18 protein-coding genes and 3 tRNA genes are annotated in these 19,898 nt (G+C 62.2%); 12 read left to right on the plus strand and 9 right to left on the minus strand.

Annotation, left to right across the window (positions count from 1 at the left end):
- Positions 1–17 precede the first annotated feature (17 nt).
- The 3 genes from ACK6AU_RS01205 (at position 18) to ACK6AU_RS01215 (ending at position 5,178) form a co-directional block, all read left to right on the plus strand.
- Positions 18–884, plus strand: a complete 867-nt coding sequence (locus ACK6AU_RS01205; protein WP_409297317.1) for an oxygenase MpaB family protein — start codon at positions 18–20, stop codon at positions 882–884.
- 254 nt (positions 885–1,138) lie between these two features.
- Positions 1,139–2,155, plus strand: a complete 1,017-nt coding sequence (locus ACK6AU_RS01210) for a class I SAM-dependent rRNA methyltransferase (protein WP_185701796.1) — start codon at positions 1,139–1,141, stop codon at positions 2,153–2,155.
- Between the two features lie 104 nt (positions 2,156–2,259).
- A complete protein-coding gene (locus ACK6AU_RS01215) occupies positions 2,260–5,178 on the plus strand; it encodes a DUF748 domain-containing protein (protein ID WP_409297319.1) in 2,919 nt (972 codons plus the stop codon).
- Positions 5,179–5,380: 202 nt separating this feature from the next.
- Here the strand turns inward: ACK6AU_RS01215 and ACK6AU_RS01220 are convergent, their stop codons facing one another.
- Positions 5,381–5,737, minus strand: coding sequence for a BON domain-containing protein (locus ACK6AU_RS01220; protein WP_185701794.1), 357 nt, complete (start codon positions 5,735–5,737; stop codon positions 5,381–5,383).
- A gap of 215 nt (positions 5,738–5,952) precedes the next feature.
- Positions 5,953–6,369 (minus strand): pilin, encoded by a 417-nt coding sequence (locus ACK6AU_RS01225; RefSeq protein WP_185701793.1) that lies wholly within the window; start codon positions 6,367–6,369, stop codon positions 5,953–5,955.
- Between the two features lie 286 nt (positions 6,370–6,655).
- On the opposite strand from ACK6AU_RS01225, the gene ACK6AU_RS01230 reads away from it, so the two are divergent.
- Genes ACK6AU_RS01230 through yacG form a run of 4 tightly spaced genes read left to right on the plus strand, consistent with a single transcriptional unit; the run spans position 6,656 to position 9,568 of the window.
- Positions 6,656–7,873: a type II secretion system F family protein gene (locus tag ACK6AU_RS01230; RefSeq protein WP_409297322.1), complete on the plus strand. Its 1,218-nt coding sequence runs from the start codon at positions 6,656–6,658 to the stop codon at positions 7,871–7,873.
- 2 nt (positions 7,874–7,875) lie between these two features.
- Positions 7,876–8,748 (plus strand): A24 family peptidase, encoded by an 873-nt coding sequence (locus ACK6AU_RS01235; RefSeq protein ID WP_185701791.1) that lies wholly within the window; start codon positions 7,876–7,878, stop codon positions 8,746–8,748.
- Positions 8,745–9,368, plus strand: a complete 624-nt coding sequence (coaE, locus tag ACK6AU_RS01240) for a dephospho-CoA kinase (RefSeq protein ID WP_185701790.1) — start codon at positions 8,745–8,747, stop codon at positions 9,366–9,368. Before ACK6AU_RS01235 ends, coaE begins: the two co-directional genes overlap by 4 nt.
- On the plus strand, positions 9,365–9,568 hold the full coding sequence (gene yacG, locus ACK6AU_RS01245) for a DNA gyrase inhibitor YacG (RefSeq protein ID WP_085597062.1): 204 nt from the start codon (positions 9,365–9,367) through the stop codon (positions 9,566–9,568). Before coaE ends, yacG begins: the two co-directional genes overlap by 4 nt.
- Positions 9,569–9,587: 19 nt before the next feature.
- Here the strand turns inward: yacG and ACK6AU_RS01250 are convergent, their stop codons facing one another.
- The 3 genes from ACK6AU_RS01250 to ACK6AU_RS01260 form a co-directional block, all read right to left on the minus strand.
- Positions 9,588–9,803, minus strand: coding sequence for a hypothetical protein (locus ACK6AU_RS01250; protein ID WP_185701789.1), 216 nt, complete (start codon positions 9,801–9,803; stop codon positions 9,588–9,590).
- Positions 9,804–9,866: 63 nt separating this feature from the next.
- Positions 9,867–10,556: an energy-coupling factor ABC transporter permease gene (locus ACK6AU_RS01255; protein ID WP_185701788.1), complete on the minus strand. Its 690-nt coding sequence runs from the start codon at positions 10,554–10,556 to the stop codon at positions 9,867–9,869.
- Positions 10,553–11,020, minus strand: a complete 468-nt coding sequence (locus ACK6AU_RS01260) for an FAD/FMN-containing dehydrogenase (RefSeq protein WP_409297326.1) — start codon at positions 11,018–11,020, stop codon at positions 10,553–10,555. Before ACK6AU_RS01260 ends, ACK6AU_RS01255 begins: the two co-directional genes overlap by 4 nt.
- 141 nt (positions 11,021–11,161) lie before the next feature.
- On the opposite strand from ACK6AU_RS01260, the gene ACK6AU_RS01265 reads away from it, so the two are divergent.
- The 3 genes from ACK6AU_RS01265 to ACK6AU_RS01275 all read left to right on the plus strand — a co-directional run bounded on the left by ACK6AU_RS01265 (position 11,162) and on the right by ACK6AU_RS01275 (position 13,510).
- Positions 11,162–11,791 (plus strand): DUF1780 domain-containing protein, encoded by a 630-nt coding sequence (locus tag ACK6AU_RS01265; protein WP_185701786.1) that lies wholly within the window; start codon positions 11,162–11,164, stop codon positions 11,789–11,791.
- 186 nt (positions 11,792–11,977) lie between these two features.
- Positions 11,978–12,151 (plus strand): DUF3094 family protein, encoded by a 174-nt coding sequence (locus tag ACK6AU_RS01270; RefSeq protein ID WP_022641066.1) that lies wholly within the window; start codon positions 11,978–11,980, stop codon positions 12,149–12,151.
- 60 nt (positions 12,152–12,211) lie between these two features.
- Positions 12,212–13,510 (plus strand): NAD(P)/FAD-dependent oxidoreductase, encoded by a 1,299-nt coding sequence (locus ACK6AU_RS01275; protein ID WP_185701785.1) that lies wholly within the window; start codon positions 12,212–12,214, stop codon positions 13,508–13,510.
- A gap of 85 nt (positions 13,511–13,595) precedes the next feature.
- Here the strand turns inward: ACK6AU_RS01275 and ACK6AU_RS01280 are convergent, their stop codons facing one another.
- Positions 13,596–14,225, minus strand: coding sequence for a response regulator transcription factor (locus ACK6AU_RS01280; RefSeq protein WP_185701784.1), 630 nt, complete (start codon positions 14,223–14,225; stop codon positions 13,596–13,598).
- A 315-nt stretch (positions 14,226–14,540) separates the two neighbouring features.
- Between ACK6AU_RS01280 and ACK6AU_RS01285 the strand changes: the two genes are divergently transcribed.
- Positions 14,541–15,737 carry an EAL domain-containing protein gene (locus ACK6AU_RS01285; protein WP_409297330.1) on the plus strand — a complete coding sequence of 399 codons (1,197 nt, stop codon included), beginning with the start codon at positions 14,541–14,543 and terminating at the stop codon, positions 15,735–15,737.
- A 105-nt stretch (positions 15,738–15,842) separates the two neighbouring features.
- Positions 15,843–19,475: an ATP-binding protein gene (locus ACK6AU_RS01290; RefSeq protein WP_409297332.1), complete on the plus strand. Its 3,633-nt coding sequence runs from the start codon at positions 15,843–15,845 to the stop codon at positions 19,473–19,475.
- A 90-nt stretch (positions 19,476–19,565) separates the two neighbouring features.
- Here ACK6AU_RS01290 and ACK6AU_RS01295 read toward each other — a convergent pair.
- The 3 genes from ACK6AU_RS01295 to ACK6AU_RS01305 all read right to left on the minus strand — a co-directional run bounded on the left by ACK6AU_RS01295 (position 19,566) and on the right by ACK6AU_RS01305 (position 19,893).
- A tRNA-Pro gene (locus tag ACK6AU_RS01295) sits at positions 19,566–19,642 on the minus strand.
- Between the two features lie 93 nt (positions 19,643–19,735).
- A tRNA-Lys gene (locus tag ACK6AU_RS01300) sits at positions 19,736–19,811 on the minus strand.
- Positions 19,812–19,816: 5 nt separating this feature from the next.
- Positions 19,817–19,893 (minus strand) — tRNA-Pro (locus tag ACK6AU_RS01305).
- Positions 19,894–19,898 lie beyond the last annotated feature (5 nt).

Here is a 19,898-nt window from a genome sequence, read left to right on the forward strand (position 1 = left end):
TATCGTAGCGAGCCGTCATGGAGTTCATCCGCAGCCGTATCGAAAGCCAGGTCATGAGCCTCACCGGCCTGTCCCTGGGCCAGCTCGACCTGGAAAACCCCAAGGGCGATCCCGGTCTATTCGGTCCAGGGGCCGTTTGCTGGCAAGTGCATGCCGACTTCAGCAGCATGCTGATCGGCGGCATCAGCGCCCTGTTGCTGCAAGCCCTGCATCCCCTGGCCCTGGCCGGGGTGTGGGACCATTCCAACTTTCGCCAGGACCTGATCGGCCGCCTGCGCCGCACCGGGCAGTTCATTTCCGGGACCACCTTCGGCTCGCGCCAGGACGCCCAATGGCTGATCGAGAAAGTCCGTGGCATCCACCTGCACATCACCGGCACCGCCCCCGATGGCCGGCCCTACGCGGCCAGCGATCCAGACCTGCTGACCTGGGTCCACGTAGCTGAGGTCAGCAGTTTCCTGGCGGCCCACCTGCGCTACTTCAATCCGCGCTTGCCAGGTGCCGATCAGGATCGCTACTACGATGAAATCGCCTTGGTGGCCGAGCGCCTGGGCGCCCGGGATGTACCCCGCTCACGACAGGCTGTGGCCGATTACCTGCAAGCCATGCGCCCGCAATTGTTGTGCGACCAGCGCAGCCGCGAAGTGCTGCGCCTGCTGCGGGCCGCGCCAGCCCCCAGCCGCCTGGCCAAGCCCTTGGGTTCATTGATGATGCAAGCCGGGATCGACCTGCTGCCGGACTGGGCCGGCGAGCTGCTGGGGGTCGAGCAGAGCCCGCTGCAACGCCAACTGATCCGCGCCAGCATCAAGCGCAGCGCGCCGCTGCTGCGCTGGGCGGTACGCGACAGCTCGGCCCATCGCGCCAGGCGACGCATGGGCCTGTAGAAACCGACCGACCAAGGGCAACGTCAACGACCTGGCCATCGAGCGCTAACCCCGTACACCCATAGGAGCGAGGCTCGCCCGCGAGACAAACGTCATGACACCGCCGTGCATCAGGCACAGCGCGTGTTCGTAGAAGATTTATCGCGGGCAAGCCTCGCTCCTACAGACAACGGAAGCCCCTCACCGCGCGCCCGCCTACAAGCACTAAACGAAGCTGGTAAACTGCCCCGCCCAATCATTCGCAAGGCGCCCGCATGTCTTCCTTGAACCAGGCGCTGCGCGCCGCCCTCGATCATCGCCAGGACCTGCTCGCCGAGCTGCACCAGCAAGGCACCGATTGCTATCGCCTGTTCCATGGCAGCCAGGAGGGCTCCGGCGGCCTGACCGTCGACCGCTACGGCCCGCAGTTGCTGGTGCAGAGCTTTCACCAACCGCTGGAACGCGATGCCTTGCTGCAACTGCAGGAAATCGTCGACCAGCGACTGCAACTGCCCACCCTGCTGGTCTACAACGATCGCTCCCAGGGCAACTCGCGCATTGCCCGCGAGGATTCGGTATACCGCGCCGAAGACGCTGCCCTGCAAGACCTGGTCGGGCATGAATGGGGCCTGAACTATCGGGTCCGTGGACGCCACGCCGGGCAAGACCCGCTGCTGTTCCTGGACCTGCGCAACGCCCGCGGCTGGGTCAAGCGCCACAGCGCCGGCAAGCGCGTGCTCAACCTTTTCGCCTACACCTGCGGTGTGGGCCTTTGCGCCGCGGCCGGCGGTGCCCGGGAGGTCTGCAACCTGGACTTCGCCGAAGGCAACCTGGCGGTCGGCCGGGAGAACGGCCAGCTCAACCCGCAACTGCCAGCGATGCAATTCGTGCAGTCGGACTACTTCCCGGCGATCCGCCAGTTGGCGGGCTTGCCGATCAGCCAGCGGCGAGGCCAGAAGCTACCCAGCTATCCGCGCCTGGAACAGCGCCAGTACGACCTGGTGCTGCTGGACCCACCCGCCTGGGCCAAGAGCGCCTTCGGCACCGTCGACCTGCTGCGCGACTACCAGAGCCTGCTCAAGCCCGCCCTGCTGGCCACCGCCGAGGATGGGGTGCTGATCTGCTGTAACAACCTGGCCAAGGTCTCGCTGCAGGACTGGCGCGAGCAGGTGCTGCGTTGCGCCGAGAAAGCCGGGCGCCCGGTACGCGACTGCCAGGTGCTGAAACCGGCTGCGGATTTTCCCTCCCTGGATGGCCAGCCACCACTGAAAACCCTGATCCTGCAACTCTAAGGACAGCTACAAAATCTGAACAATCCTGAAAACAGGGCTGGTTTCGGAACCGTAAACGCGTGCCATACTCCAAGGCACATTTGATTCAAAAGATGAAGCCTCGCATGACCAAAGGATTGATTCGCGCTATCGGCGCCTTGTTGACCGCTCTGGCCCTTTATAGTCTGCTGGGTTTCCTGATCCTGCCAGGCGTCGCCCTGCGCGTGGCCAACCAACAGCTGGCCAACTACGCCACCACGCCGGCCCATATCCAGCGCATCGAACTCAACCCCTTCAGCCTGGAGCTGACCGTCTGGGGCCTGAACATCGGCGAGCCGGGCAAGGAACAGATCGCCTTCGAGCGCCTCTACGCCAACCTGCAACTGGATAGCCTGTGGACCCGGGCACTGCATCTGGCGGACGTCGAGCTGGACCGGCCCAAGACCCAGATCCTGTTCGACAAGGACGGCCAGCTCAACCTGCTGGGCCTGTTCAAGCTGCCTGCCAGCGAACCTACCCCCAGCGACCCCGAGGCCAAGCCGTTTCCGGTCCGCATCGAGCGCATCAAGCTGGCCGGCGGCTACGTGCATTTCCAGGACCTGCGCCCCAGCGAACCGATCGAGTTCCTCTACGACAAGCTCGAGTTCGAGCTGAAGAACCTCAGCACCCTGCCCGACGACAGCGCCGACATGACCCTGGTGGCCACCGGCCCCGAAGGTGGGCAGATCGACTGGAGCGGTAACTTCAGCATGACCCCGCTGACCTCCGAAGGCACCTTGAAAGTCACCGGCGGCAAGATGAAGGCCTGGTGGCCCTACGTCCGCGATGCGGTGCCGCTGGTACTGGAAGATGGCCTGCTGAACCTCGATACCCACTACAAGTTCAGCCTGGCCAAGGGCACCGAACTGCTACTGGACAACGCTTCGCTCAGCGTCGCGCCATTCGCCATCAAGGCCCCGGATGGCCGCCCGCTGGCGCGCCTGGAACGCCTGGATGTCAGCGAGACCACGGTGGACCTGGCCAAGCAGCAAGTGGTGGTCGGCAAGATCCGCAGCCAGAAGCTCGAGACCTGGGCCGCCCGCGAGGCCGATGGCCAGCTGGACTGGCAGAAGCTGTTCGCCAGCCAACCGCCCAAGCCGGCCCCCAAGCATGAACCGGCCACCGCCGAAGCGCCCAAGGAGCCGGCGGCACCGAGCAAGCCCTGGCAGGTACTGCTCAAGGACGTCGAGCTGCGCAACTACCAGGTGCACCTGGCAGACCGCCAGGTCAAGCCGGCAGTGGCCCTGGAAGTCGGGCCGCTGAACCTGGACCTGAAGAATTTCGACAGCCTCAACCAGTCGCCCTTCACCCTCAAGCTCGACACCGGGCTGGGCAAGCAAGGCCGGATCAATGCCAGCGGCGAGGTCAACCTCAACCCCATCACCGCCAAGCTCAAGGTCCAGACCAAGGACATCGATCTGCGCGTCGCCCAGTCCTACATCAGCCCCTTCATCCGCCTGGAATTGCGTAGCGGCATGCTCGGCAGCGACCTGGCGGTGGACCTGAGCAAAGTCGAGCCGCTGGCCTTCAGCATCACCGGGCGGGCCAACGTGGATCAACTGCACACCCTCGACACCCTCAAGAGCCGCGATTTCGTGAAGTGGCAGCAAGTGGTGGTCGAGGGCCTGAACTACCAGCATGGCGACAGCCTGAGCATCAGCCGCATCAACCTGATGCAGCCCTATGCCCGCTTCATCATCAACGATGACCGCACCACCAACGTCGACGACCTGCTGATCCCGCAACCGCCGAGCAGCTCTGGCAAGCCCGCGGCCAAGCCGGCCGCCGGTTCGAGCAAGCCACTGGGCATCCGCATCGGCGAAATCGCCATCAACGACGGTTCGGCCAATTTCGCCGACCTGACCCTGACCCCCAACTTCGCCACCGCCGTCCAGCAGCTCAACGGCAGGATCGGCACCATCGACAGCCGCCAGGCCAAGCCGGCGGACGTCGACGTCAAGGGCAAGGTCGACCGCTATGCGCCGGTGACCATCAAGGGCAGCGTCAATCCTTTCGACCCGATGGCGGCCCTGGACATCGCCACCAGCTTCAAACGAGTCGAACTGACCACCCTCACCCCCTACTCCGGCAAGTTCGCGGGCTTCCGCATTCGCAAGGGCCGGCTCAACCTCGACCTGCACTACATGATCACCAAGGGCCAACTCAAGGCCGAGAACAAGTTGGTGGTCGAGCAGTTGCAACTGGGGGAAAAGGTCGACAGCCCGGACGCCGTGGATCTGCCGATCCGCCTCGCGGTGGCCCTGCTCAAGGACACCGACGGCAAGATCTCCATCGAGTTGCCCATCTCCGGCGACCTGAACAACCCGCAGTTCAGCGTCATGCCGATCGTCTGGCAGACCCTGCGCAACCTGGTGCTGCGTGCCGCCCAGGCGCCGTTCAAGTTCATCGGCGGCCTGATCACCGGCGGTGGCTCGGAGGACCTGGGCAGCGTCAGTTTCGCCCCCGGCTCCAGCGAATTGAGCAAGGAATCCGAATCGGCCCTTACCACCCTGGCCAAGGCCCTCCAGGAGCGCCCGACCCTGCGCCTGGAGATCGAGGGCACCAGTGCCAAGAGCAGCGATGGACCACTGATCGCCGAACAGCGCCTGGAACGCGAATACCAATACAACTACTACAAGATCCTCCAGCGTCGCGGCGACAAGGTCCCGGCACAGGCATCCTTGTTGAAGGTCCCAGAAGATGAGAAGGCGCCACTGCTGGAGGGTATCTACCGCACCCGCCTGAAGCAGCAGCCGCCAGCAGAATGGAGCCAGCTCAGCCGTGACGAACGCAGCGCCAAGCTGCGCGAGGGCCTGATCCAGTTCTGGAGCGGCAGCGAAGTATTGCTGCGCCAGCTGGGCCAGGAGCGGGCCAGCAGCATCAAGGACTTCCTGGTGGACAAGGCCCAGCTGGCCGATGACCGGGTCTACTTCATCGATGCCAACCTGGGCGAAGCCGAAAGCAACGGCAACGTCATCACCCCGATGCACCTGGACAGCGAATAATCAGGTTTGCGCCGGGCCCACGCCCGGCGCCCTTCGCTTAAACCACAGCGACATTGAATCCCGCCCAAATAGAACAGGCCCCGACACAAGTGCCGGGGCCTGTAATGATCACGTCCTTGTGATCTTCCGCATGAACCCTTGGAGGAAGCGGCAGATCAAGTGCCCGCCACATCCTCCACCTGTCCAGGCAAAAGGCTGGGTCTTACTCGGCCTTCAGGCCGTCAGCGGAGACTGCCTTCACGCCCTTGATCTTCTTGGTGATCGCCACCGCGGTGGCTTTCTGCGCCTCGGTAATGGCCACGGTGGACGACAGCGAAACTACGCCCTTGTTGGTCTCGACCTTGATATCGGTACCAGGAATGCCTTTCTCGGTGACCAGATCGCTTTTCACTTTGGTGGTGATCCAAGTGTCGGAGGTGGCCTCTTTGGCCTTGGTCACTTCACCGGCGGCCACGACCATCGGCGACTGAGTGCCTTGGGCGGGCTGCGCAAGGGCTGCGTTGGCCATGGTCAGGGTCAAAGCGGTAGCGGTTGCAGCAGCGATAGCGAACTTCTTCATACGAGTAACTCCTGTTTTTCTGGAAAGCCTGCGCCGTGTCCTGGCCGCAGGGTTGTCAGAGATATTGCAGGGGCTGTGCCAAATTCATAACTACAAAAATAACTATTAAAATCAATAAGTTATATAAATATGAAAAAATCAGGACCATGCAAAATGCATGATATTCCCTCTCCCTGCATGCAAGTTGCGAGTTTTGCCGGGGGGCTGGCCAGGGCTCACGCCCCCTCGGTCGCGCAGCCCTTGGGAGCATAGTCGGCCTCCACCGTGGTGATGCAGTTCCAACCGGTGGTTGCCGAGCGAATCAGGGTCAGGCTCTTGTCCAGCACCGGGCCCGGGGCGTTGAGGATGGTGCAGCCGATACTCCCCTCCCCCGTGGCGGCCGTGCCACTCGCGGTCATCCGGCAATGGGCTGTCTGGGCCGTGCCTCCGGCCAGTGCCAGGGTCGGGTCGGTGCCCTGGCCCAGCAGATCCTCGACACCGGCCTTGAGCGCCGAGACCTCCGCCAGCGCTGCAATGACCTTGGCTCGCGCTTGATACTGGGCATACAGCGGCATCGCCACCATGGCGAGCACGCCAATGATCGCTACCACCACCAGCAATTCGATCAGGGTGAAACCAGACTGTCGTTTCATGGGTCGCCTCCTGGCTTGAACGAAAGTTACAAGAAAGGCCACAAGGGCCATCAGCTTCGAAGCACGCCCTGTGCCAGGGAACAGAACCCATGAAATACGCGACCTGTGGACCAGACAGACCAGGCCCGGGGAATCAACAGTCGCATTAACTGACAAATCTGGTCAGCACCTGACACTACCCGGCAGTTCGCCACAGCTAGGCTTGGCTAGGCGTGGACACGTCCTGCCGCGGGTTCTGCGGCACGGCGACGTCCGCCTCGACCTGTGTCTGCTCAAGGACCGAACCATGACGGTACAACCACCCGCCACCCGCACCTATGTCTGGCAGGGCACCGATAACCAGGGCCACACCCTGCAAGGCGAACTGGCTGCCACCAGCCCGGCATTGGCCAGGGCCCGCCTGCGCCGACAGGGCATAGTCCCGAGCCGGATCCGGCGCAAGCCCCACGGCCTGCCGCGCCTGGGACAGCGGATCAGGCCCCGGGACATCGCCCTGTTCGCCCGGCAACTGGCGACCTTGTGCCAGGCCGGCGTACCCCTGCTGCAATCCCTGGACATAATCGCCGAAAGCTTCGAACAGCCGCCTATGCGCCAACTGCTGGCCAGCCTCAAGCGCGATATCGAGGCTGGCTCCAGCCTGGCCAGCGCATTGCGCCGGCACCCGCGCCATTTCGACCCGCTGTACTGCAACCTGGTGGAAGCCGGTGAACAGGCCGGGGCCCTGGACACCCTGCTGGACCGGGTCGCCACCTACCAGGAACAGAGCGAACGCCTCAAGGCTCGGTTGTACAAGGCCATGGTCTATCCCCTGGCGGTGATCGGAGTGGCGATCCTCGTCAGCAGCATCCTGCTGCTCAAGGTCGTCCCGCAATTCCAGAGTCTGTTCGCCGGTTTCAACGCCGAACTCCCGCTGCTGACCCGCTGGGTCATCGGCCTCTCGCACTTTCTCCAGGAACATGGCGCAAGCCTGCTGGCTGCCAGCCTGGGGCTGGGTTTCGGCGCGCGCATGGCCTATCGCCGCTCGCCCCGCCTGCGCGATGCCCTGGATATCATCCTGCTGCGCCTCCCCTTGACCGGCACTTTGTTGAACAAGGCCGCCGTGGCCCGCCTGGCCCGGACCCTGGCCACCACCTTCGCCGCCGGCGTGCCGCTGGTACAGGCGCTGGAGTCGGTGGCGGGGGCCAGCGGCAACAACGTACATCGCCGGGCGGTGGAACGGATCCGGGTACAAGTCGCCAGCGGCATGCAATTGAACTTCGCCATGCGCGCCAGCGGCGTCTTCCCCGGGATGGCGATCCAGATGACCGCCATCGGCGAAGAATCCGGGACCCTCGATCATTTGCTGGAAAAAATCGCCATGCATTATGAGAGCGAGGTGGACAACCTGGTGGACAGCCTGACCAGCCTCATGGAGCCTTTGATCATGGTGGTGCTGGGCAGTATCGTCGGAGCCCTGGTGCTGGCCATGTACCTGCCCATCTTTCAACTCGGTACAGCGATCTGAACATGTCCTTGACTGAAGTCTTGAGCCTTTACCCCCTGGCGTTCGTGCTGGCGTCCCTGGTATTGGGATTGATCGTCGGCAGCTTCCTCAACGTGCTGGCCTGGCGCCTGCCGCGGATGCTCGAGCGCGATTGGCGGGCCCAGGCCCATGAAATCCTGGGGCTGCCCACGGAGCCCGTGGCCGCGCCCTACAACCTGTTGCTCCCCCACTCCCACTGCCCGCATTGCGCACAGCCCATAAGCCCCCGGCATAACGTCCCGTTGCTCGGCTACCTGTGGCTGGGCGGCCGCTGTGCCCACTGCAAGGCCCGGATCAGCGTGCGCTACCCGCTGGTCGAATTGGCCTGCGGTGTGCTTTCAGCGTTCGTGGCCTGGCATTTCGGCTTCGGCTGGACGGCCGGTCTGCTGTTGTTGTTGAGCTGGGGCCTGCTGGGCATGAGCCTGATCGATGCCGAGCACCAGTTGCTGCCTGATGTGCTGGTGTTGCCACTACTGTGGCTGGGCTTGATCGTCAACAGCTTCGGTCTGCTGGCGAACCTGGAGGACGCCCTCTGGGGTGCGGTGGCCGGTTATCTATTGCTGTGGTCGGTGTTCTGGCTGTTCAAGCTGCTGACTGGCAAGGACGGCATGGGCCATGGCGACTTCAAGCTGCTGGCGATGCTAGGGGCCTGGGGCGGCTGGCAGGTCCTGCCGCTGACCTTGCTGCTGGCCTCCCTGGCCGGTGCGCTGATTGGCAGCCTATTATTGCGCCTGCGCCAGGCCAAGGGCTCGACACCGATCCCCTTCGGCCCCTTTCTGGCCATTGCCGGCTGGATTGCCTTGCTCTGGGGTGGTCAAATAACCGACTTCTATTTGCAGTTTGTCGGTTTCCAATGACTCGCTCCGTTAACACCCCCTGGATCCTCGGCCTCACCGGCGGGATCGGTAGCGGCAAGAGCGCCGCTGCCCAGCACTTCATCGACCTGGGTATCCATGTAATCGATGCCGATCATGCCGCCCGCTGGGTGGTAGAGCCCGGACGCCCGGCCCTGGAACAGATCGCCCGGCATTTTGGCGAGGGCGTGCTGCAGGCCGACGGCCAACTGGACCGTGCCGCCCTGCGCAAGCTGATCTTCGAGGATCCACAACAGCGACGCTGGCTGGAGGCCCTGCTGCATCCGCTGATCGCCGAGGAAATCGCCAGCCACCTGGCCCGGGCGCAATCGCCCTATGCCATCCTGGTTTCGCCGTTGCTGGTGGAATCGGGACAGGCCCGGATGACCCAGCGCATCCTGGTGATCGATGCGCCCCAACCGTTGCAGATCGAACGCACCCTGTTGCGCGACCGGGTCAGCGAACAGCAGGTCCAGGCGATTCTCCAGGCCCAGGCCAGCCGCGAGGAGCGCCTACGACATGCCGACGACGTCCTGGTCAACGACCGCGACCGTGCCTGGCTGCACAGCGAAGTCGAACGCCTGCATCACTTTTACCTAACCTTGCGTGGAGGCCAGCCATGAGCCAACCCTTGACCGTCGAATGCCCGACCTGTGGCGCCCCTGTGGAATGGACCCCGGCCAACGTCAACCGACCGTTCTGTTCCGATCGTTGCAAACTGATCGACCTGGGAGCCTGGGCGGCGGAGGAGCACAAGATCCCGGTGAGCCCGGACGCCGAGGACGACCTGTTCTCCGAAGAACTGCCGCCCCGCGCCCACTGAAGATTCGCGTGAAGGCCGATCAGGGCCGCATGAAGCTGTAGTCCTGATCGTCGTCGAGGTTTTCCGCGAGGAACTGCAATTCATCCGCCAGGTCCTCGATGCTGCGCACATGCTTGCTCTGCTGTACCACCGCGCTGAGCAGCGCCCGCAGGCTCAGCCCGGGCTCAAAGCCCTCCTGCAGGGCGTTTTGCAGGCTGTCGCGTACTTCCTGCCGGGCCCACTGATAGACACTCATGACCGCACTCCTGGAATTTTTGCCGAGCATGCAGCGCGGCCAGGCGTGCGCAATTGATATGGATCAAGGGCGCGGATCCTCGTCTTTCCAGGGCGCCGAGAGGTAACGGGTGCGGTTGAAAGTCTCCAGCCACTCGGGGCAGAACACCACCAGCGCACTGACCAGCATGCCGTTGATGAAGGCCTCGGGAAAGATGATCAGCCACAGGTAGCCGATGAAGTCTTCCAGCCATTCGGGCATGGCGAAACGCTCGTCGAACCACAAGAGGCCCAATCCGCACAGCAGGCACAACAATGCCGAGAGCGCGGCGGCAAAAAAACCCGAGCAGAAAATATAGACGAACAGGTTGCGCGGCTGGGCCCGCTCCACCAGCCAGGCGCAGGTCTCGGTCACAGCCACCGGCAGCAGCACCAGCAATATCCCGTTGACACCCAGGGCCGCCAGGTCCTGGCGTCCCAACACCAGCAACCCCAACTGCGCGACCAGGCCCCCGATCATGGCCAGGGGCCAATCCAGCAACAAGGTCACCGCGGTCATGCCGATGAAGTGATAGGACACGCCGGTATCGAAATCCCGCCGGACCAACCACAACAGGAACAGAGCGAAGACCGTGCCGAACAGCAAGTGCTGGCGGCGACTGTCGGTGAACAGCTCGACCCAGGGCGCTCGCCATATGGCCCAGAGCAGCAGCGGCACATACAGCAGCCACCCCAGGACCAGCGTCTGCGGCGCCAGCAGTGCCGCGCTGATCATGGCCGGGCTTGCTCCAGGGCCGCAGCTAGCTGCTCGGCACTGGCGTATTCATGGCGCTCGACCAGTTGTCCATCCCGCAATTGCAGCCACAGCACCTTGTCCTCGCTTGCCGGGTAGCGCGGCGCCACTCGCCCCTCACGATCGAGCATCACCCGGTAGGGGTAGTCACGCATGGCCGGTACGGCGAACATCCTGGCGATCAGCGCGGGCATGCGCTGGATATCGGCGACAAAGACGCCACCCCGCTCCTGAAGATAGCCCTTGGGCCGGGCCTTGAGCGCCGCATTCACAAGCTTGGCCGCGTCCATGCTGCGCGCCACCAGCAGGATCCGGGCCTGGCCGTCAAGGCTGTAGGCCTCGTCGAACTGGTCCAGCAGGGTCCAGGGCGCCAACCGCTCCCCGATCTCGAGGGCCTGGGCCCACAACGGCAACAGGACCAGCAACAACATTGACCAGCGCTTCACGGCACACTCCTTATCGTTCGACGGGACGCGCAACAGTCTACACCGCCCCTGGGCAGGCTCCAGCTTGGGCGATCCAGGGCCCGGGGGCTTTTTCCGCGCGGCTGGTTCTTAAGGTCACATTTGGGCGCTAAGCTTGAGGGTATGGATGACTCAGATTTCTTGCGCCTGCTAACCATCCAGGCCGAGCAAGCCAATGCGTTCCTGTCCAATGCCCGCAAATGGGAGCGCGAGCGTTGGGTCTGCCAGCGCCTGCTGCAGGGCTTGAACATTCCCTACCGCAATGAAGAATTCTCCGCCCCTGGGCAAGAGCCGCCGGACGTGCTGTTTCGCGAGGCCAGCTTCGAGGTGTTCTTCGTCCTCGACGAGGGACGTCGGCTCAACGATGAATGGCGCGACGAACTGCAACGTCGGCGCAGCGCATTTTCCCTGAGCCAGTTGGTGCGGCGTGAAGCCAAGCCCAAGCGCATCCCGGCCAACGAGCTACTGCTGCGGCTGGGACCGACCTTGCGCAAGAAGGCCCGCAATTATCAGGAGCGCGGAATGAACCTGGGGGAGCTGGATATCATTGCCTTTGCCGCCCTCAAGCGCGAAGTGCTGGACCTCAATAGCCATTTCCCGCCGCCTACCGAATACCTGCGCCAAGGCTGGCGCTCGTTATCCCTGGTAGGGCCGACCTTCGCCCGGGTACTGTTCGCCCACCCGGATGCTCCGGAGTTCCTGCGCAGCAACCTGGGACGCAGCATCGTCTTCGATGTCGGTATCAGTTTGTGAGGCTCGTCAATCCACCATCGGTGGGCATGGCGCAATCCTCCCCGCAATGGTAAAAAGCGCTCATGCTTGCCGGCCCCGGGGTGCCATGGATCTCCACATGGCAGCATGTGATGCTCCTTTTCATGCCGGATTACACTGCGCTGTAACATTCCTCCCTGTTGCGACGTCTAGCCGACGAGGCCTTTTATGAGCAGCCGCCTGAACCCCGACGACCAACGCCATGTCGAAGAATACCTGCACCTGCCCCAGCACCGAGTCGAGCGCCGGCCCTTCCGGCCGTGGATGCTCCTCGTGGTGGTGGTCGTGGTGACCGTGGCCCTCGGCTTGTTGAGCCGTCTTATCAGTTACCTGACGCTATGAGCCGCATCGCGCTCGCTCGGTCGACTGTCCCGATTTCTTTTAGCCTTGCGAGATATCCCCATGAACCATCGTATTGTCATCGTCGGCGGCGGCGCCGGCGGCCTGGAGTTGGCGACCCGCCTGGGTAAGACCCTGGGCAAACGCGGTACGGCCAGCATAACGCTGGTCGACGCCAACCTGACCCATATCTGGAAACCCTTGCTGCACGAAGTGGCTGCCGGATCGCTGAACTCCTCCGCGGACGAACTCAACTACGTTGCCCAAGCAAAATGGAACCACTTCGAGTTCCAGCTGGGCCGCATGAGTGGGCTCGACCGAGAGCAGAAAAAAATCCAGCTGGCGGCCACCTATGACGAAGAAGGGGCCGAGCTGCTGCCTGCTCGTGAACTCGGCTACGACACCCTGGTGCTCGCAGTGGGCAGTACCACCAACGACTTCGGCACCCAGGGCGCGGCCCAGCATTGCCTGTTCCTCGACACACGCAAACAGGCCGAGCGCTTCCATCAACAATTGCTCAACCACTACTTGCGAGCCCACGCCGGACAGAGCGAGGAGCTGGAGCAGATCAGCGTGGCCATCGTCGGCGCCGGCGCCACGGGTGTCGAGCTGGCGGCCGAACTGCACAATGCCGCCCACGAATTGGCAGCCTACGGCCTGGACCGGATCCGCCCGGAGAACATGCACATCACTCTGATCGAAGCCGGTCCGAGAGTCCTGCCAGCCCTGCCCGAACGCATCAGCGGACCGGTGCACAAGACCCTGGAGAAACTCGGGGTGCGGGTCATGACCAACGCCTCGGTCAGCGAAGTGACCGCCCAAAGCCTGCTCACCGCCGACGGCCAGGTCATTCCTGCCAGCCTCAAGGTGTGGGCTGCGGGGATTCGCGCCCCGGGTTTCCTCAAGGACATCGATGGCCTGGAGACCAACCGCATCAACCAGCTTCAGGTGTTGCCGACCCTTCAGACCTCCCGCGATCCGAACATCTTCGCCTTCGGCGATTGCGCCGCCTGCCCGCAACCTGGCAGTGATCGCAACGTTCCACCACGGGCCCAGGCGGCGCACCAACAAGCATCGTTGCTGGCCAAGTCGTTGAAGCTGCGCCTGGAAGGCAAGGAGTTGCCAACCTACAAGTACACCGACTACGGCTCGCTGATCTCGCTCTCGCGCTTCTCGGCGGTCGGCAACCTGATGGGCAACCTCACCGGCAGCGTGATGCTCGAGGGCTGGTTGGCGCGGATGTTCTACATCTCGTTGTATCGCATGCACCAGATGGCCCTGTACGGAATGTTCCGCACGGCGATGATGATGCTTGGTAGCCGGATCGGACGCGGTACGGATCCGCGCCTGAAGCTGCATTGATCGCCTGGGCCCCGCTATGCAATAGCGGGGCCCAGGTCATCGAGATGGCGCAAATGCACCGGCAGAGCCAGCCCGCAATTTCTCGTCAGGGAATCAACGCATTGCGCTTGGCGAACTCCGCCAGGCTGACCTGGGAACCCAGCCCTAGTTTCTGCAACAGGCGGGTCTTGTAGGTACTTACCGTCTTGTTGCTCAAGAACAGTTTTTCTCCGATAGCCTTGTTCGAATGCCCCTGTGCCAGGTGCTGCAGGACGATCATTTCCCGATCGGTCAGCAAGCCGATCTGCTCGGCCTCGGAACGCTGCTCCACCGTCGAGGCGGACACATCCAGGGCCAGCGACGGGTAGAAGGTGTAGCCTGCCAGTACAGCATTCAGGGCAACCACCAGGTTGCCCAGGTCCTCTTCCTTGTTGACGAATCCCCGGGCTCCCAGCTGGATGCAACGCCGGCAGAAACCTTCCACCGACTGCGAGGTGAGCACCAGCACTTCGGTGGGCAGGCCCAGGGCCTTGATACGCGACAGCACCTTGAGGCCATCGAGCTTGGGAATCCCGATATCGAGAATCACAGCGTCGGGCACATGCTCACGAACCAGCTCTAACGCATCCAGGCCATTATCTGTCTCGGCCACCACGCGCATGTTGTGCTTTTCCAACAACACCTTGACGGCAAGCCGCACGACAGGATGGTCATCCACTATCAATACGCTATGCATATTGTCATTTCACCTTAAGAACTCAAACGTCGGTCAACCATGACCATTGGAAAATACGCCATCGCACTTTGCTCAAGCGCCATTGACTACCGCGCGAAACCATGGCTTCGCGTGAGAAACCTCTTGCTGGTCCAGCGGAAAATTCAGGTTCCAGTCAAATAACCGGCGATACAAGGGATTAAGGAGCAGGTCCTACGGAATCAGATAATTCAATTATCCTTGAGGAAAATTCCTACAAACCATAGAGATACAGCTAGTGGACCCTGCTCTGGAATCTTAAGCAAGATGCTTGGCGATCAATGACTCGAGCCGGCAATGCAACATTTGAACGTCCTGGTTCTGGATGACGAACCACTCCAACGACTGATCACCATCACTGCCTTGAACAAGGCTATGCCCGGACAGGTGCACGAAGCCGGTAATGGCGACGAGGCCCTGGCCCTGCTGAGCAGTTGCGAAAAAATCGATATCGTCATCTGCGACCTGAAGATGCCCGGCATGGACGGCCTGGCTTTCCTGCGCCATGCCAGCCAGAGCGGCAAGCTGCGTTCAGTGATCCTGTGCAGTCAGGCCGATCCGATCCTGCGGCAAACCACCATCGCCATGATCAAGCGCCTGGGCCTGCACTTTCTCGGCGATCTGGGCAAACCGTTCCGTCTGGAACGTCTGGTAGCCATGCTGACGCGCCACCAGAGCTGGCGCCACGGCGGCCCCCTGTCCCAGCCCCTGGCCAGGTCCGGCCTGCCGACATTGGCCGAAGTGGTTCGCGGGTTGGACAACGGCGAGTTCGAGCCCTATTACCAGCCCAGGGTAGCGCTCGAGGACGCCTCGCTGCTCGGCGTGGAGTCCCTGGCACGCTGGAATCATCCCAGGCTGGGTGTACTCCCGCCATCGCACTTCCTGCCACTCATGGAACAGCACAAGCTCCTGGACCGCCTGTTCTGGCAACTGCTCGAACAAGGGCTGGCGCTGCGCAGGAACCTTGCCGGCCAGGACCGCCCCCTGGACTTTTCCTTTAACCTGCATCCGGCGCAACTGTCCTGCCAGGCCTTGAGCGGTGCTATCGCCAACTGGCTCACGCGGTTCCAGGCACCAGCCGCCAGCATCATCTTCGAAATCACCGAAACCAGCCTGATCACCGCACCCGCCTGCAGCCTGGAGAATCTGGTGCGCTTGCGCTTGATGGGTTGTGGCCTGGCCATGGATGACTTCGGTGCTGGCCACTCTTCATTGCAGCGCCTGTGCGAACTGCCCTTCAGCCAGATCAAGCTCGACGGTACCTTCGTGCGCAAGATGAAGTACCAACCCAGGAGCTGCGCAATCATCAGTTACACAGTGGCCCTTGCTCGCTCACTGGGCATGTCACTGATCATTGAGGGGGTCGAGAATATCGAACAGCAAATGCGCCTGCGGGACCTCGGGTGCCAAGCCGCCCAAGGATTCCTGTTCGCGCGACCGATGCCCGAACATCATTTCATAGCCTATTGCCGCGCAGATCCGCCGCCAGGATGACTCAATCGATCGCTCACCAGCCTCCCACGTCCCTGTTCCACATGCCGATGCCGTCCCCTCCAGTCCATCGACCACTTCCTGGCCCCCTATTTTTCTGAAGCAATCATGCATTCCCGACTTTTCTTGCTTTTCATCTGTTTGGCGATCATGGGGCCCCAGCCGGCCGTAGCCCAGGTTCTCCCCCATACGCTGTACAGCACCGCACGCCTAGACCACCACGAGCTCGCGCTCGAGGACGAGGATTGGCACTGGCTACGGCACAAGTTGGAATTGAAGATCGGAGCGGTCGCACAAGAGTCGGCGCCTTTCAGCGTCAGCTATAACGATGGCCGCTACGAAGGCATCACCGCCGACATCAGCGCCCTGCTCGGGCAGTTGCTGGGAGTGCGTATCAAGCTCCTGCCCTTCCAGACCCACGAAGAGGCCGAGCAGGCGCTGCAAGCCGGCACTATCGATTTCATGGGCAGCTACAACTCCGGGCACCCCGATGCCAGTATCAGGCGCACTCGGCCGTTCGCCGAAGGGCGCCTGGCATTGTTCAAGCGCAGCGATGAACTGCGCACCCCGCCCCGGGATCTTGCCGGTCTGCGGGTGGCCGTACCCGAACAACACGCCGCTGAACTGCGAACCCACTTCCCCCTCGCCCAGTTGCTGGTACAGACCAGCCATGAGAACGCTATAGCCGCGACCGCCTTCGGCGATGCCGACGTTTATGTCGACGACGTGCTCAGCGCCTACTTCCAGATCAACCGTTCCTATTACGGTTTTCTGCGGTTCGAGCGTTTCGCCGACCATCCCAAGGGCGACTACGGCTTCGCACTCAAGGGCAATAACGAACGCCTGCAACGGATCCTGGACCAGAGCATCGAGGCCATCGGCCAGGAAAAACTCGTCGTGCTGAGCCGACGCTGGGTGGGCAGTGGTTTTTTGCCGACGGACGAGCGCATCCCCCTGACAGCCCAGGAAGCTCGCTGGATCGAGCGTAATCCAGTGCTGCGCCTGGTGATCAACGATGACTTGGCGCCCGTTGCCTTCTTCGATGCCAATGGCGTGTTCGCCGGGGTCGCAGCGGAACTGCTAGAGGTGATTTCCCAGCGCACGGGCCTGCAATTCCAGGTGACGGCACGCAACGGTGGGTATCCGGAGCAGATCGAAGCCTTGCGCCAGTCCGAGGCGGACCTCGCCATCATGACCGCCAGCGCACAGCGCGAGGAAAATCTGCGTTTCACCCGTCCGTTCCTGGCCAGCCCCTTCGTGCTGATTACCCAGGCTGACAAGACCGGCAAAGCCAAGTCGCCTGGCAACCTGGCAGGCAAGCGCCTGGCCATTCCCACCGGGCATGTCATGCTGCAGCAAGTACGCGAGCTCTACCCGGACACCGAGCTGATAGAAACCCAGACCGCCCTGGACAGCCTGAACAAGGTCTACTCAGGCGATGCCGACGCCACCGTGATGTCGCTGCCCACCTCGCGCTACTACATCGTCCGCCTGTTCCAGAACAGGCTAGCCATCGCCGACCTGATCCATACCAGCCAAAAGACCGCGAACTTCGCCTTGCGCCGGGAAGATTCGGAATTGCAGTCGATCCTCGACAAGGCCCTGCTCAGCCTTCCGGCAGACGATCTCAACGCCATGGCCAACCATTGGCGTTCACCACCGGGCATGAGCAGCGAAACCTGGCGCGACTACACCATCGTCATTGCCGAGATCGTCACCGGGGCCTCGTTGCTGCTACTGCTGTCATTGATCTGGGGCTTGTACCTGCAACGTCGGGTCAGGGTCGAGAAAACCCTCAACGACCAGTTGCGCTTCATCGAAACCCTGACCGAGAACATGCCGCCGGTGCTCTACATACGAGACATCGACGGCGCCATGCTGTCCTGCAATCGCAGCTACCTGCGTAGCGTCGGCTTGAATGCCGAACAGGTGCTGAACAAGACCGTGCGGGAGTTGCCCGAGGCTCATTTCGCTGCGGAGCCAGGGCTACACCAGCGATATCTGCAGGCGATCACCGATGGTCAGACCCTCACCTCGGAGGAGATCGTTCGCTTGCAGGGCAAGGAGGTCTGGATCGAGCACTGGATCCAGCCGTTCCAGGACAGCCACGGCGTCACCAAAGGCGTGATCTGCGGTTGGCTGGATATCACCAAACATCGCCACCTGGTCCAGGAGCTGAAAGAGGCCAAGAACCTCGCCGACGAGGCCAGTCGGGCCAAGACCACCTTCCTGGCGACCATGAGCCATGAAATCCGCACGCCGATGAACGCAGTCATCAGCATTCTGGAGCTGGAGCTCAAGCGCGCCAACAGCGACCAGATCGAGCGTTCCAGCATCGAAATCGCCTACAGCTCGGCCAAGAGCCTGTTGGAGCTGATTGGCGATATTCTCGACATCGCCCGGATCGAATCCGGTCGCCTGAGCCTTTCGCCCAAGCGTGCCAACCTACGGGAGTTGGTGGAGTCCGTCGCCCGGGTATTCGAGGGGCTGGCCCGACAAAAATGCCTGAACCTGGTGCTGGAAATCGACTCCAGCATCAACGGCGACGTGCTGGTGGACGGTATGCGCTTCAAGCAGGTCCTGTCCAACCTGGTCAGCAATGCCATCAAGTTCACCGAATCCGGCTTCATCAAGGTGACCATCGGTGCCGACCTCCTGGAAAACTCGGCGCTGAAGGTCAAGCTCAGCGTGGAAGATACCGGGATCGGCATCTCTCCAGCCAATCAGCTGCGCCTGTTCCAGCCGTTTTCCCAGGTGGAGCGCAACGTGCAGCATACCGAGGGCACGGGCCTGGGCTTGGTGATCTGCCGGAGCCTGTGCGAAATGATGGGTGGGCACATCTCGCTGAGCAGTTCACTGGGGCAAGGTACCCGTGTCGACGTGGAGCTGCTCCTGCAAGCGCTGGAACGCGTGGAAGCTCCTGAGCGCCCTCCGCAACCCAAGACTCGCCCGATGTACCGCTTGCAGGTCCTGATCGTGGACGATCATGCGGTGAACCGCCAGGTCCTGCAGCAGCAGCTGTGCTTCCTCGGGCATGACGTGGTAGAGGCGGAAAACGGCCTGGATGCCTTGAACATCTGGCGCGAACGGGGATTCGACATGATCATCACCGACTATCACATGCCCATCATGAATGGTGCCGAGCTGGCCCGCGCCATCCGCCGCTATGAGCGGGACAGCGTCAGCCCGCCGGTGATGATCATCGGCCTGACCGCCGATGCCCAACCTGAGGAAGTGGAGCGTTGTGTCCAGGCCGGAATGAACGATTGCCTGGTCAAGCCTATCGGTCTGGACGAATTGGAGCTGCGCTTGTTGTCCATCGGCGATACCGATGATAGCGAGGCTGAGCTGCTTCCCTCCCCGGGCGATGCGCCTAAGCCCAATGCCTTCGACCTGGAATCCCTGCAAAGCCTGGTGGGCAGCGAGCCGAAAATGCTTCGCCACATACTGAGCGAGCTGATCGTCAACAATCGCACCGATCAACAAGCGCTCACGACCTGCCTGCAAAAACAGGCGACAGTCGAACTTGCAGAACTGGCTCATCGCATCAAAGGGGCAGCGCGAGTGATCAAGGGAGAGCTATTGGTGGAACGTTGCCGCCAACTGGAGCAGGCCTGCCTCAATCATGTGCCGCTGGAGGAAATCGCTGAGTATGTGGAACAGGTGCAACTGGCCATGACGGCCCTGGAACATGGCTTGCTGGACCAGCCGGACATCTGGGAAGGCTCGCAAGACCTATGATCAATGGCGGCCCAGCCCAGGCAGGGCTGGGGACATTTCCAAGGACAAACGAAGAAGGGCACCTCATTGAGGTGCCCTTCTTCGTGAATATGGTCGGGGTAAGGGGATTCGAACTCCTGACATCCTGCTCCCAAAGCAGGCGCGCTACCGGACTGCGCTATACCCCGGTAAAAAAAAGGCACCTTCAAGAGGCGCCTTCTGCGAACAGCGCTTTTGGCTTCTGCTCTTAAGATTTGATTCCAGCGAACTGGTTTCAAAAATGGTGGGTCGTGTAGGATTCGAACCTACGACCAATTGGTTAAAAGCCAACTGCTCTACCAACTGAGCTAACGACCCAAATATGGTCGGGGTAAGGGGATTCGAACTCCTGACATCCTGCTCCCAAAGCAGGCGCGCTACCGGACTGCGCTATACCCCGATTTG

Origin of the sequence: Pseudomonas sp. KCJK8993 (assembly GCF_046230915.1) — a bacterium.
In the GTDB taxonomy this organism is placed as follows: domain Bacteria; phylum Pseudomonadota; class Gammaproteobacteria; order Pseudomonadales; family Pseudomonadaceae; genus Aquipseudomonas; species Aquipseudomonas piscis.

Excerpts from the sequence above, each read along its gene's own strand:
- ACK6AU_RS01290 (WP_409297332.1), top strand. The coding sequence starts at position 15,843 with ATGCATTCCCGACTTTTCTTGCTTTTCATCTGTTTGGCGATCATGGGG.
- ACK6AU_RS01250 (WP_185701789.1), bottom strand. The coding sequence starts at position 9,803 with ATGAGTGTCTATCAGTGGGCCCGGCAGGAAGTACGCGACAGCCTGCAA.
- ACK6AU_RS01210 (WP_185701796.1), top strand. The coding sequence starts at position 1,139 with ATGTCTTCCTTGAACCAGGCGCTGCGCGCCGCCCTCGATCATCGCCAG.
- ACK6AU_RS01225 (WP_185701793.1), bottom strand. The coding sequence starts at position 6,369 with ATGAAACGACAGTCTGGTTTCACCCTGATCGAATTGCTGGTGGTGGTA.
- yacG (WP_085597062.1), top strand. The coding sequence starts at position 9,365 with ATGAGCCAACCCTTGACCGTCGAATGCCCGACCTGTGGCGCCCCTGTG.
- ACK6AU_RS01285 (WP_409297330.1), top strand. The coding sequence starts at position 14,541 with ATGCAACATTTGAACGTCCTGGTTCTGGATGACGAACCACTCCAACGA.
- ACK6AU_RS01275 (WP_185701785.1), top strand. The coding sequence starts at position 12,212 with ATGAACCATCGTATTGTCATCGTCGGCGGCGGCGCCGGCGGCCTGGAG.
- ACK6AU_RS01205 (WP_409297317.1), top strand. The coding sequence starts at position 18 with ATGGAGTTCATCCGCAGCCGTATCGAAAGCCAGGTCATGAGCCTCACC.
- ACK6AU_RS01235 (WP_185701791.1), top strand. The coding sequence starts at position 7,876 with ATGTCCTTGACTGAAGTCTTGAGCCTTTACCCCCTGGCGTTCGTGCTG.
- ACK6AU_RS01230 (WP_409297322.1), top strand. The coding sequence starts at position 6,656 with ATGACGGTACAACCACCCGCCACCCGCACCTATGTCTGGCAGGGCACC.
- coaE (WP_185701790.1), top strand. The coding sequence starts at position 8,745 with ATGACTCGCTCCGTTAACACCCCCTGGATCCTCGGCCTCACCGGCGGG.
- ACK6AU_RS01255 (WP_185701788.1), bottom strand. The coding sequence starts at position 10,556 with ATGATCAGCGCGGCACTGCTGGCGCCGCAGACGCTGGTCCTGGGGTGG.
- ACK6AU_RS01265 (WP_185701786.1), top strand. The coding sequence starts at position 11,162 with ATGGATGACTCAGATTTCTTGCGCCTGCTAACCATCCAGGCCGAGCAA.
- ACK6AU_RS01220 (WP_185701794.1), bottom strand. The coding sequence starts at position 5,737 with ATGAAGAAGTTCGCTATCGCTGCTGCAACCGCTACCGCTTTGACCCTG.
- ACK6AU_RS01270 (WP_022641066.1), top strand. The coding sequence starts at position 11,978 with ATGAGCAGCCGCCTGAACCCCGACGACCAACGCCATGTCGAAGAATAC.
- ACK6AU_RS01215 (WP_409297319.1), top strand. The coding sequence starts at position 2,260 with ATGACCAAAGGATTGATTCGCGCTATCGGCGCCTTGTTGACCGCTCTG.
- ACK6AU_RS01280 (WP_185701784.1), bottom strand. The coding sequence starts at position 14,225 with ATGCATAGCGTATTGATAGTGGATGACCATCCTGTCGTGCGGCTTGCC.